Origin of the sequence: Vibrio sp. R78045 (assembly GCF_042466085.1) — a bacterium.
Lineage (GTDB): Bacteria > Pseudomonadota > Gammaproteobacteria > Enterobacterales > Vibrionaceae > Vibrio > Vibrio cyclitrophicus.
In genome coordinates, this window is record NZ_JAXHBS010000008.1 from 978,487 (window position 1) to 992,389 (window position 13,903).

General features: G+C 45.9%; 6 protein-coding genes. 4 read left to right on the forward strand and 2 right to left on the reverse strand.

From position 1 onward, the window contains the following. Nucleotides 1-86 precede the first annotated feature (86 nt). The 4 genes from mukF (at nt 87) to fdhF (ending at nt 11,290) form a co-directional block, all read left to right on the forward strand. Nucleotides 87-1,424 carry a chromosome partition protein MukF gene (gene mukF / locus SJY39_RS06905; RefSeq protein ID WP_016783842.1) on the forward strand — a complete coding sequence of 446 codons (1,338 nt, stop codon included), beginning with the start codon at nt 87-89 and terminating at the stop codon, nt 1,422-1,424. Further along, nucleotides 1,405-2,211 carry a chromosome partition protein MukE gene (mukE, locus tag SJY39_RS06910; RefSeq protein ID WP_016783843.1) on the forward strand — a complete coding sequence of 269 codons (807 nt, stop codon included), beginning with the start codon at nt 1,405-1,407 and terminating at the stop codon, nt 2,209-2,211. Before mukF ends, mukE begins: the two co-directional genes overlap by 20 nt. Then, nucleotides 2,208-6,668: a chromosome partition protein MukB gene (gene mukB, locus SJY39_RS06915; RefSeq protein ID WP_016789277.1), complete on the forward strand. Its 4,461-nt coding sequence runs from the start codon at nt 2,208-2,210 to the stop codon at nt 6,666-6,668. Before mukE ends, mukB begins: the two co-directional genes overlap by 4 nt. Nucleotides 6,669-7,042: 374 nt before the next feature. Then, nucleotides 7,043-11,290, forward strand: coding sequence for a formate dehydrogenase subunit alpha (gene fdhF, locus SJY39_RS06920; RefSeq protein ID WP_016789276.1), 4,248 nt, complete (start codon nt 7,043-7,045; stop codon nt 11,288-11,290). 108 nt (nt 11,291-11,398) lie between these two features. Here the strand turns inward: fdhF and SJY39_RS06925 are convergent, their stop codons facing one another. After that, complete coding sequence (locus SJY39_RS06925) at nt 11,399-12,379, reverse strand: alpha-L-glutamate ligase-like protein (protein ID WP_010437811.1); 981 nt, start codon at nt 12,377-12,379, stop codon at nt 11,399-11,401. Nucleotides 12,380-12,382: 3 nt separating this feature from the next. Continuing rightward, on the reverse strand, nt 12,383-13,888 hold the full coding sequence (locus tag SJY39_RS06930) for an inactive transglutaminase family protein (RefSeq protein ID WP_016786660.1): 1,506 nt from the start codon (nt 13,886-13,888) through the stop codon (nt 12,383-12,385). Nucleotides 13,889-13,903: the final 15 nt, after the last annotated feature.

Below are 13,903 nucleotides of genomic sequence, written 5' to 3' on the forward strand. Positions count from 1 at the left end.
TGCAATCGTAACAAGCCCGCGTCATAAAGAAATAGGCGTCATATCTAACACGTTCGATATGACGAAGAACAGTAACAGGAACCACAATGAGTGAAATGACTCAAACTGCCGAAGAGCAGCCAATTGATGAGTTGGTGGGCTGGGTCAAGCAGCATGATTTTTCATTAAACTTGCCACCAGAGCGCTTAGCATTTTTGATTGCTATCGCAGTACTAAGCAATGAAAGGTTCGATGAAGAGTTGGGCGAGGGTGAATTGCACGATGCATTTACTATCGTCACTCGACTGTTTGAAGATACTGGCGAAGCGTCTGCGTTTCGTGCCAACAACGCCATCAATGAGTTGGTTAAACAGAAGTTGATTAGCCGGTTTACTAGTGAGATCACCGACGGTGCAAGTATTTATCGTCTTTCTCCACTTGCGATCGGAATTTCAGATTATTACTTACGTCACCGTCAATTCTCTAAGTTAAAACTGTCGATTCAACTTTCGATGGTTGCAGATGAGATGGCAAAAGCTATTGAAGCAGCGCAAAAAGGTGGAACTCCAGGACATTGGAGAAAGAACGTTTACGGTGTGCTCAAGTATTCTGTTGGTGAGATTTTCGATCAGATCGATCTTAACCAACGTGTTATGGATGAGCAGCAGCAAACCGTTAAGCAGCAAATTGCCGACCTTTTAAACAAAGATTGGCGAGAGGCGATTAACAACTGTGAAACCTTGCTATCAGAAACCTCGTCCACGCTAAAAGAATTGCAAGACACCTTGCAAGCGGCGGGTGATGAACTGCAAACACAGATCCTCGATATTCAAGAAATTGTTTACGGTGATGATGAACTCGAGTTCGTTGGCGAAACTCTGTTTGGCTTGCAGATGAAGCTCGACCGAATCACAAGTTGGGGCCAACAAGCGATCGACTTATGGATCGGCTACGACCGCCACGTTCACAAGTTTATCCGTACCGCGATTGATATGGATAAAAACCGTGCCTTTAGCCAACGCTTGCGCCAGTCGGTTACCGACTACTTTGATGCGCCATGGTTATTGACCTACGCCGATGCTGATAAACTGACTGATCTTCGTGATGAAGCGCTTGTGCTTCGTGATGACGAAGTGATGGGACAAGCGCCGATCGACGTAGAGTACGAAGAATTTGAGCAAGTGAATGATCTGCTTTCAGAACGAATTGCAGAGATGTTAAAAGCTCACAAACAGCAAGGCGCGCCAATTGACCTTGGCCTTGTGTTACGCGATTACCTCGCAGCACACCCTCGCACACACCATTTTGATTTAGCCAGAATTGTTGTCGACCAAGCCGTGCGCTTAGGTTACTCAGAGTCTGACTATCAGGCTATTCAGCCAGATTGGCAGGCAATCAACGATTTCGGTGCAAAGGTACAAGCAAATGTCATTAACAAGTACTGATGATTACATGCCAGAGAAACTGGTAAAAGCGATAGCGAACCCACTGTTCCCTGCGCTAGACAGCATGCTGCGTTCAGGCAAGCATGTTTCAACCGAAGACCTAGATAACCACGCGTTGCTGTCTGATTTTGAAGTTGAGCTTCAGCATTTCTACCAACGCTACAACACCGAGCTTGTGAAAGCGCCAGAAGGCTTCTTTTACCTGCGTCCGCGTTCTACGTCTCTGATTGGTCGTAGTGTATTGTCTGAGCTAGACATGTTGGTTGGTAAAGTGTTGTGTTTCTTATACCTAAGCCCAGAACGCCTTGCTCATGAAGGTATCTTCACCAACCAAGAGCTGTTTGATGAGTTGATGTCGTTAGCGGATGAGAAAAAACTCATGAAGCTAGCAACCAACCGTGCGTCTGGTTCTGACCTAGACAAAGAAAAGCTGTTTGAAAAAGTGCGTACTTCTCTACGTCGCTTACGTCGTATCGGCATGCTGATTGCGATTGGCGAAACGGGAAAATTCCGTATCAGCGAAGCGGTATTCCGCTTTGGTGCTGACGTTCGTGTTGGCGATGACATGAAAGAAGCGCAATTACGCCTTATCCGTGACGGTGAAGCTGTGGTGCATACGCAAGAGCCTAACCAAGGCAGCTTGTTGAATGAAGAGCAAGCAGAAGCTGTATCAGAAGTCGATGCAGGCATAGATGAAAACGGTCAACAAGACATTTTTAACGATCAAGCTGACTTTGACCTTGAGTCAAACGACGGCGAACAAACAAAAGTAGAAGGTGAAGCATGATTGAAAGAGGTAAGTATCAATCATTAACCATGGTCAACTGGAACGGTTTCTTCGCACGTACTTTTGATATTGATGGATTGGTTACAACGCTTTCTGGCGGTAACGGTGCAGGTAAGTCGACCACAATGGCGGCATTCATCACAGCACTGATCCCAGACCAAAGCCTTCTACATTTCCGTAATACAACGGAAGCGGGCAGTTCGCAGTCATCTCGTGATAAAGGCCTTTACGGTAAGCTTCAACCTGGCGCATGTTATGCGGCGCTAGATGTTGTGAACTCTCGTAATCAACGCCTGTTGTTTGCAGTAAAACTGCAGCAAGTTGCGGGTCGTGACAAGAAAGTAGACATCAAGCCGTTCGTTATCCAAGGCCTTCCTAGCCATGTGAAACCAACGGATGTACTGATTCAGAACGTTTCAGACAGCCACGCTCGTGTATGTCAATTGAACGATGTGAAAGCAGCAGTTGCACAATACGAAGGCGCTCACTTTAAAGCATTCTCTTCTATTGTTGATTATCACTCACAGATGTTTGAGTACGGTGTAGTACCGAAGAAACTGCGTAACAGCAGCGACCGTTCTAAGTTCTACCGTCTAATTGAAGCATCACTTTACGGTGGTATCTCAAGTGCGATTACACGTTCTCTGCGTGATTACCTTCTACCGCAAAATGGTGGTGTGAAGAAAGCATTCCAAGATATGGAATCGGCACTGCGCGAGAACCGCATGACGCTAGAAGCGATCAAGACAACTCAGTCGGATCGTGACTTGTTCAAGCACTTGATCACGGAATCGACCAATTACGTGGCAGCAGATTACATGCGCCATGCCAACGATCGTCGCAACAAGCTTGATCAAACCATGAAGTTCCGTGGTGAACTGTTTGGTTCTCGTGAAACCTTGCTTGATCAAAACAACTTGTTGAACCGCGTTCAAGAAGAACTAGAGTTACTTGTCGACCAAGAATCGGCACTAGAGCAAGATTACCAAGCGGCTTCGGATCATCTTCAGTTGGTTCAAACTGCACTTCGCCAGCAAGAGAAAATTGCTCGTTATAGCGAAGATCTAGAAGAGCTTAATGAGCGTCTAGAAGAGCAGATGATGGTGGTTGAAGAAGCTCAAGAGCGAGTACTTCTTGCTGAAGAGCAGGCAACCATTACTGAAGAAGAAGTGGATAGCCTGAAAACTCAGCTTGCTGATTACCAACAAGCGTTGGATGTTCAGCAGACTCGTGCACTTCAATACCAGCAAGCGGTTCAAGCATTAGAGAAAACTAAGCAGCTGCTTGGTGATGAATCTATCACTGCAGAAAGCGCATTAACTCTGGTTTCAGAGCTAAAAGCACAGGAAGAATCAAGTACTCAAACTCTACTGGCGACGAAACATAAGCTCGACATGTCTTCTGCTGCCTCTGCACAGTTCGACAAAGCGCTGTCTCTTGTTAAGAGCATTGTTGGCGATGTTGAGCGTAAAGATGCGTCTCACAGTGCTAAACAAGCCCTAGAAAAAGGCCGCAATGCCAAACACGTTGTTGAAAATGAACAACAGTGGCGTGCTCAGCACCGCGATATAGCTCGTGATGTAGCACAGCAGCGTCAAGCAAAAGAGCTTGCGATCGAATATCAAAAACAACATAACGTTTCGCTGACTGACGAAGCGGTTTTCGATGAAGAACGCGAACGTCATACCATGCAGATCGAGTCTCTAGAGTACGCTCAAGAAGAACTGCGTGAAGCGAAGAGTGAGCAACGTCGTGTACAACTAAACTACGACCAAGAGATTCAGAAGCTTGAATCAATTGCTCCGGCGTGGATTACAGCTAACGATGCACTTGAAGCGCTAAGAGACCAAACAGAAGCTGAGCTAGAAGACAGCCAAGCAGTGATGACTCAAATGCAGCAAGTGCTTGAAGACGAAAAGTCTCAAGCAGTAGCAAAAGATCAGCTAGCCACTCGCCGCGCTGAACTTGAGCAAGAAATTGAGCGTTTAGCATCTCCAGGTGGTTCAAACGATCCTCGCTTGAAGGGCCTAGCAGATACCCTTGGTGGTGTGCTGCTTTCTGAGATCTACGATGATATCACCATTGGCGATGCACCCTACTTCAGTGCGATGTACGGTCCAGCTCGTCATGCGATTGTGGTCTCTGATTTGGATGGCATTAAAGAGAAACTGGTCGATCTTGATGACTGTCCAGAAGACCTTTATATCCTAGAAGGTGATGTAGACGCGTTTGATGATAGTTCATTCAATGCCGATGAGCTTGAAGGTGCGGTGTGTGTTCAACTGAACGATCGCCAAATGCGTTACTCTCGCTTCCCTGAGATCCCGCTATTTGGCCGTGCGGCTCGTGAACAACGCCTAGAAAAATTGCGTGAAGAGCGTAATGTGGTCGTTGAAAACCACGCCAAAGCCGCGTTTGACTCTCAAAAATTGAATCGACTATACCAAGCATTTAATAGCTTTGTTGCGAAGCATCTGCACGTTGCGTTTAACGCAGACCCAGAACAAGCACTAGCTGCGATTCGTGATAAGCGTAATCAAATTGTTCGTTCTCTGGCTGAGCTTAACTCTAAAGAGCAGCAGCAACGCAGTCAGCTTCTACAAAGCAAGCAGGCACTTGGTGCATTAGATAAATTAGCGCCAATGGTTCGTATTTTAGAAGACGAAACATTGGCTGATCGCTTAGCTGAATTGGAAGCGCAACTAGAGCGTTTAAGTGAAGCCAAGTCTTACTTGAATACTCACGGTAAAGCGCTTACTTCTCTAGAGCAAATCGTATCTGCACTAGACGTTGACCCGGAGCAGTTCGAAGCTTTGGAAGCCGAATATCGTCAAGCAGACAACGCGCTACAAACGCTAAAAGGTAAAGTGTTCGCGCTGTCTGATTTGATTGAGCGTCGTCACTACTTTGCTTACGCGGACTCTGTTGATTTGCTTAATAAAAGCAGTGAACTGAGCGAGCAATTAAAAGCGAAATTGGTTCAAGCTGAACAAGCAAGAACTAAAGGCCGCGATGGCTTGAAGCAAGCTCGCGAACAGATGAACCAATACAACCAAGTATTGGCGGCACTGAAGAGCTCACATCAAGCGAAACAAGAAACGGTTCAAGAGTTCAAACAAGAGCTACAAGAGTTTGGCGTAAACGCTGATGAAGGCGCTGAAGAGCGTGCTGTACGTCGTCGTGACGAGCTTCAAGAACGTTTGCACACGTCTCGCAGCCGTAAGAGCGAATACGAGCGTACGATTACGTCAACAGAGCTTGAGATGAAAGCACTGGCTAAGCGTCTTAAGAAAGTACAGAAAGAGTACACAGAGCTTCGTGCCTTTGTAGTTGCAGCCAAAGCTGGCTGGTGTTCAGTACTTCGCTTAGCTCGTGAAAATGATGTTGAACGTCGCCTACACAAGCGTGAACTGGCATACCTAACGGCGGGCGAGCTTCGCTCTATGTCGGATAAATCACTGGGTGCGCTACGTCTGGCTGTCGCTGACAATGACGATTTACGTGATTCACTGCGTTTATCTGAAGACAACGCACATCCAGAGCGTAAGGTTCTGTTCTACATTGCGGTTTACCAGCACCTCCGTGAGCGTATTCGCCAAGACATCATTCATACGGATGATCCGGTCGAAGCAATCGAAGAGATGGAAGTAGAGCTAGCTCGACTAACAGAAGAACTGACGCAGCGTGAAAACCGCCTGGCGATTAGCTCTGAGTCAGTAGCTAGTATCATCAAGAAAACGATTCAGCGCGAGCAGAACCGTATTCGAATGCTGAACCAAGGTCTGTCTAACATTTACTTTGGTCAGGTTAAGGGCGTACGTCTGAACGTTAAGATCCGTGAAAGCCACGAGATCTTGCTATCAGGGTTAGCGACTCAACAAGAACAACATAAAGACTTGTTCGAATCAACGCGCTTTACTTTCTCAGAAGCGATGGCGAAGTTGTTCCAACGTGTGAACCCACATATCGACACGGGTCAACGTTCTCCGCAAGTGCTGGGTGAAGAGTTACTCGATTACCGTAACTACCTAGAGCTGAGTGTTGAAGTTAACCGTGGTTCAGATGGTTGGTTACAAGCAGAATCTGGTGCATTGTCTACAGGTGAAGCGATCGGCACTGGTCAATCAATCCTATTGATGGTTATTCAGAGCTGGGAAGAAGAGTCTCGTCGACTTCGTAGTAAAGACATCGTTCCATGTCGTTTGTTGTTCCTTGATGAAGCCGCACGTTTGGATTCTAAGTCGATCTCTACGCTGTTTGAACTGTGTGACCGTTTAGGTATGCAACTTCTGATTGCTGCGCCAGAGAACATTAGCCCAGAGAAAGGCACAACCTACAAACTGGTTCGTAAGGTTTTCAAAGACCACGAACATGTACACGTTGTTGGACTAAGAGGCTTTGCCCAAAACAAACCGGCATCTCCGGTGCAAGAGCTTCTCGAAGAAGCTGAGCAATAACCTTGATAGCCGAGTTATGACCTTGATAGCTAAGCTATAAGCTCGATAGCGCCTCGATGATATTTATTCAAAGCCCCTAATCAATAGGGGCTTTTTTGTACCTCAAATCTTACTCCTTACAAGTTATCCAGCCCTCTATCATTCATACGTTTTCCTATATTCATGCAACTGTTGTTTCAGTCTTTCTCATGCACGGATAAGACCACTCATAGATTGTGGGTATTATCAATGGAACTTGTTTGAGGTCACACGCACAAAACCACAAATAATGTATGGTAATGACATAGATTTAATAATATTAATAATATTGTATTACTTATTTTTCAATTATTGATAACTCGCAAATTTGCGAAAGGTAAAGGCAGGACATAGTTATGATTCAAATCGTCATTGATGGGAAATTTCGAATCGTCGAACAAGGACAAACCGTTCTTGAAGCGGCAAAAACATGTGGTTTGGAGATTCCATCTTTATGTGGTTTGAACAAAACAGCGGATAAAGTACCGTGTGATTTGTGTGTTGTTGAGGTAGATGGCGTTGGTGTGACTCGCTCTTGTGAGCTTGAAGTGTCTAATGGGTTGGAGATTACGACTCAGTCAAAGCAACTGACTGTTCATCGACAAGAAGCACTAAATCGTATAATGACAAATCATTACGCTGACTGTGAGGCGCCATGCCAAACGGCTTGTCCTGCTGGGGTCGATATCCAATCTTACCTGCACCATATTGCTCAAAATGATCACATTAAAGCGATTGAAGTGATTAAAAAGACATTACCAATGCCACTTTCAATTGGTCGTGTGTGTCCTGCTTTTTGTGAAACTGAATGTCGTCGTAATTTGGTCGATGAATCGATCGCGATTCGCCAACTCAAGCGACACGCTGCCGATGCTGACTTAGCGGCTCAAGAGAGCTATATGCCAGCTAAGAAACCAAATAAGGGTAAGAGCATCGCAATTGTCGGCAGTGGCCCTGGCGGTCTTACTGCAGGTTATTATCTATCTAACGAAGGCTATGACGTCAGTGTCTATGAATCGATGCCCAAAGCAGGTGGTTGGCTGCGTTATGGTATCCCTGAATATCGTTTACCTAAGTCGATTTTAGATAAAGAAATCGAACTCATGTGTCGTAATGGAATGGTGGTTGAGTGTGACAAAAAACTGGGCGTCGATTTTACACTGTCTGATTTAAGCAACGGTTTCGATGCCGTTTGTTTAGCGGTTGGTGCATCGCAAGCGGTTGAAATGAACTATCTGGGTAGCGAGCTCGGTGGTTGCTATTTGGGTGTCGATTACCTTAAAGATTACGTGACCGATCAGCAGTATGTCACAGGAAAAAAGGTAGCAGTGATCGGTGGCGGTAACACTGCAATTGACTGTGCTCGAACAGCGGTACGTGATGGCGCTGATACCACGCTAATTTACCGTCGCACTCGAGATGAAATGCCAGCAGAAGATTACGAAATAGAAGAAGCTGAACATGAAGGTGTGAAGTTCCACTTTTTGACTAACCCGGTAGAAAACATAGCCGATGAAAATGGCCATGTAACAGAGATAAGATTGGAGCGTATGGCTTTAGGTCCTGCTGATGCTTCAGGTCGTCGTAGCCCTAAACCAACCGGCGAATTCTTTGCTGAAGCATTTGATACCGTTATTGCTGCAGTATCGCAAAAGCCTGATCTAAGCTTTATGGATAACGAAGAGATTGATATTCCACTGACACGTTGGAATACCGCGGACGCTGATCCGCAGACGATGTATACGGGCACTGGTAATATATTTAGTATTGGTGACTTTCGACGTGGTCCTGCGACGGCAGTAGAAGCGGTAGGAGATGGGCGTATTGCTGCGCAAGCGATTGACCGATTCTTCAACGGTGATATGGAAAATATTCCCGCTAAACCGTTCAACTCAAGAAAGCACAAGCAGCTAAAAGCAGTCGATCCTGAGCAATACAAATCTATACAGCGCATGGCGCGTAAAATCATGCCAGAGCTCACCCCAGAACAACGCGAGCAAAGCTTCGATGAAGTTGAAACAGGCTTTGATAATGCAGATGCAATAGCGGAAGCAGCGAGATGCCTAGAATGTGGCTGCCAAGCAAATACAGATTGTGATCTGAGAGATTATTCGACTGAATACAAGGCCACGCAAACACATCCAGAGTACAAAATCGATGTGGCTTCGAATGAGAACTGGCAGGTGATTCGTGCAGAGGAATCCAAAGTTGGTTCGACACGGCAGAAGTTTGCTGTCGATGACAGTTCTGAATTCATCATCTTTGACGCCAACCGCTGCATCAGTTGTGGTCAGTGTATCCAAGCTTGTCGCGAACAGAATGTTCATGGTGTTCTAAGCTTCATGAATCAGTCAAATGGCAAGCCAGCATCAAGGCCTGAGTGTCGCCCTAATTTTGGAGCAGACAAGACACTAATGGGTGATTCTAACTGTGTTCAATGTGGCTCTTGTATTCAGGCTTGTCCTACCGGTGCGATGGTGGATGCGCGTGATAGAAAGCAAGGTGACACCGATACTCTTAAGAAAGTCGATACTATCTGCACCTACTGTGGTGTGGGTTGTAAGCTAACCATGCACGTTGATGAAAAGCAAAATAAGATTCGCTACATCGAAGGCGCAAACTCTCCGGTTAATGAAGGCATGTTGTGTGTTAAAGGCCGATTTGGTTTTGATTTTGTTGGTAGTGATGCACGCTTAACTACGCCGCTAATACGCAAAGATGGTTGGTTACAACCTGCTAGTTGGGATGAAGCGATTGCGCTCATTGCAGATAAGTTTACCGCGATTAAACAAGGTTTTGGTAGCAATGCCTTGGCGGGCTTCTCGTCAGCTAAAACGACTAACGAAGATAACTATGCATTCCAAAAATTCATACGTCGAGAACTTGGAACTAACAACGTCGACCACTGTGCTCGTCTTTGTCATGCTTCGACTGTTACAGGTTTAGAGGCTTCGCTGGGCAGCGGTGCAATGACCAATGATATTCCAAGTATCAAGCACTCAGATGTGATTTTTATCATAGGTTCAGACACGACTTCAGCACACCCAATTATAGGCTCACATATCAAGCAAGCGGTGAGACATGGTGGAGCGCGATTGATCGTCGCTGATCCAAAACGAATCGATATTGCGGACCATGCGGAACTCTACTTAGCGCATCGCCCGGGTACTGATGTGATGCTGATTAATGGTGTGATGCAGCAGATCATCAAACACGGTTGGTATGACCAAGATTATATCGAAGATCGTGTGGATGGCTTTGATACCTTGCTCCAAGAGGTCATGTCACCAAGCTACTCTCTCGATAAAGTGGAATTGGTGACTGGCGTTAAAGCGGAAGACATCTTCGCAATGGCACGTTTGATTGGTACTGCAGAGCGCACAGCGGTGTATTACTCGATGGGGATTACACAACACACCACAGGCCACGACAATGTACGCTCAATCGCTAACCTGCAACTTTTGTGTGGCAACATTGGTATTGAAGGTGGTGGTATTAACCCTTTACGCGGACAATCTAACGTGCAAGGTGCTTGTGATATGGGGGCTTTGCCAAACAACTTGCCGGGTTATCAAAAGGTTTATAACCCGATGGTGCGCCAGAAGTTTGCGATGGAGTGGGGTGTTTCCGAACTTCCTGCTGAAACGGGCTTAACGCTTACTGAAATTATTGATGGCGCCTGCCATCGGAATGTTCGCGGTTTGTACGTAATGGGTGAAAACCCTGTGCTCAGTGACCCAAATCAAGCGCATGTAATTGAAGGGCTTGAAGCTTTAGATTTCCTTGTGGTCCAAGACATTTTCTTAACCGAAACGGCGCAGTATGCTGATGTTGTTTTACCATCTTGCTCGTTTGCTGAAAAATCTGGCCACTTCACCAATACAGAGCGTCGTGTTCAGCGTATTAATGCTGCGGTTAATCCACCCGGTAATGCGAAAGAAGATTGGGTGATTATCCAAATGCTGGCCAATGCGATGGGCGGTGGTTGGGACTATAAAACCGTTGCCGATATCACCAATGAGATAGCACGTGTAACACCACAGTATGGTGGTTTACGTTGGGAGAATATTACGGTCAATGGCGTGCAATGGCCGAGTAATAAGAATAACCCTGATGGCACTCGTATCATGCACCAGACCCAATTTACCCGTGGGCGTGGTCAAATGGAGGCGATTCCGTTTAGATACGCTGCGGAGTTACCGGATGAAGAGTATCCGTTAGTTCTAACGACAGGGCGTATCCTAGAGCAATTCCATACAGGTACTATGACGCGTAAAACCAAAGGCCTGGATAACTTAGCGGGGCCACGTGCCATGGTGAGTATTCATGATGCTGAAGCGTTAGGCATTTCGAATGGTCAGATGCTCAAGGTATCAACGCGTCGTGGGGAAATAGAAATCGCGGCTTTTGTAACTAAGCGAATGCAAAAGGGCGTGGTATTTATTCCATTCCATTTTGTCGAATCACCGGTTAACCGTTTAACGACGACAGCGACGGATCCACACGCGAAGATCCCTGAGTTTAAGGTGGCGGCTGTGCGAATTGATCCCATTCGTGAGCCTGAGAGTGAAGTAGCAGAGGCTTCGCTCGGTTCGTTAAGTTAAATTACAGGTATTAAAAAACCGCGTAACTCTCAGAGCTATGCGGTTTTTTATTGAGCTAGATTCAGTATAAATTACTTGCTCAGTCGTTTGGCTTTTTATTAGATGAGCTTAGCTCGGAACTATTTCGTTTCCGTGAACACCAAACTGCTTAGCAGCGTAGGCAACACGCTCTGCAGGTTTAGGATATTCAGCGGGTGTGCCTAGGTTTTCAATATGATGCAAGCGAGGTAATAAACCAGCACCGTTTGCAATTTGTATTGCCAATCCAGGACGAGCATTGAGCTCCAGTACCATTGGGCCTTCTTCTTGGTCTAAAACCATGTCCGTCCCCATGTAGCCTAACCCCGTCATTTCCCAAGCACTTGATGCAAGGGTCAGCAGTTTCTCCCAATGCGGCACCTGAAGTAGCGCCAACTCTTTACCCGTATCTGGGTGGTGTGTCACTGGATGGTCAAACTGAACCGCACGAACGGCCTTGCCGGTTGCGATACAAATACCGACACCCACAGCACCTTGGTGCAAGTTCGCCTTACCATCAGATGCGGAAGTGGATAGACGCATCATTGCCATTACAGGGTAGCCCTTGAATACAATGATTCGAACATCTGGCACACCCTCGTAACTGAAGCCGTCAAAACACTCATCGAACTTAATCAGGTTTTCAACTACAGCGACATCATTCTTACCACCGAGTGAGAAAAGGCCAGCTAGCGCGTTACTGATGTGGCGCTCTACATCTTCTTCATTAATGGTTGAACCGGATGGTTTAGTATAAACGCCGTCCTTATGAGAGGTAACAACAAGAATGCCTTTACCGCCACTACCTTGAGCTGGCTTGATTACAAAACCTGGCCACTCTTTAACCATCTTGTGGATTGTTTTTACTTCAGCTTGATGACCAATCACGCCAATCAACTTTGGTACGGTTGCACCTGCTTGTTCAGCAATGATCTTAGTCTTAAGCTTGTCATCAACCAGTGGATACTTGGAACGATCATTGTAGCGACCAATATAACTATGGTTACGCTTGTTCATCCCCATTATGCCTTTGTCTTTCAACTTAAACGGTGAAGTAAATTGATCAAACATAACTTAGTCCTCCGCTAGCGGTTTAAAGCGACGAAGCTCGGTTAGGCGGTAGCCTGTGTAGTTACCTAGTAGCAAGATGGTCGCTAGAATAACCAGCTGCAAACCAATAAAGTTGAACGTTAAATGTTGAATGAACGGGTTAGTCATACCTAAGTAAACAAGTACCGCAGTAAATAGTGAGCCGCCGCCTTGCAGTACAACTTCTTTCGCGCCTTCTTCTTCCCAAAGGATAGACATACGTTCGATAGTCCAAGACAAGATAATCATTGGGAAGAACGTAATGGATAGCCCTTCAGTTAACCCTACTTTAAACGCGACCACAGTAAACACGGAGATAATCATGATCACCGTAATGATTACGGCGGATATCCTTGCAACCAATAAGAGGTTGAGTTTGGACAAGTAACTGCGTATGACAAGACCTGTACCGACAATTAATAGGAAGCCGACAATACCGGTTACAAGTTGAGTTTGAACAAACGCTACCGCAATCAGTACCGGCATGAACGTACCAGACGTTTTCAAACCGATGATGACGCGTAAGAACACAACAATTAGGGCACCGATAGGGATCAGCATGATGGTTTTAAACATCGCTTGTTCTTCTAACGGTAGGCTGTGGATTGATAAGTTCAATAGCTGATCAGCTGATACTTTGCTGTTGGTTGCTTCAGTTGGCGAAACCTCTTGAGCAATCATAGAGAAGTGAACTTTACTGTTCTGGCCACCTACAACGTCCAATAGAGATACGTTCGACTCATCCCAGATGAGTAGGTTTTGTTGCACTTGTTGTTGGCTTGATTCAGGAGAGAATAAAATCCATTGGTCATTATCCCAAATTTGAATCATGTTCTGGATGGATTGACGACGGCGTCCATCTTCCAGTTCGATAACACCAACTACTTTGTTGTGTATTTTTGCTGCTGAAAGTAGCTTGTGTGTCGCTTCTACTTTCGTCATGTTGTTCAGAATCAGCGCTGAGTTTTGGCTGTCAGGATCGTTAAGCGTTTTGATTAGCTCACGAGTGAACGTTAGATTGTCAGCTGAACGTTTAGTCGCTCTATCGATCAATGCAAGAGATGCCGCTTCCTCTGGACCGTCGAAACTTGGCTGTGTAACTTCCCCCTCTGGTGGGGTATCGTTCACTTTTGCTTGGTTGTCGACTAAGAATTGTGTTTTGTAGTAGATGGTTTGCGGTCCATCTGCATAGCGAATAGACCACTCTGCACGGCGACCTGATTCAGTATTCAAATAAGAAATACCGTAACCTGGTGATGAAGCCGATTCGCCGATAAGCGTATAGTTAGACTGAGTATGAGGAGCGGCTAGTGAAACTTTTGCTTCTTTACCTACTGCGTTGAACTCGATGCGAGCTTCAACATCCCAAACTTGCCTGGTTTCCCCTGGAGTCCAAGGTACGCCGTAGGTGGTATGTCTGAACATACTCAACGTTATACCTGCTACGATGAGCAGGAAAATAGAGATATAAAATGGAATTCTAGACGTCATAGCTTACCCTACTAT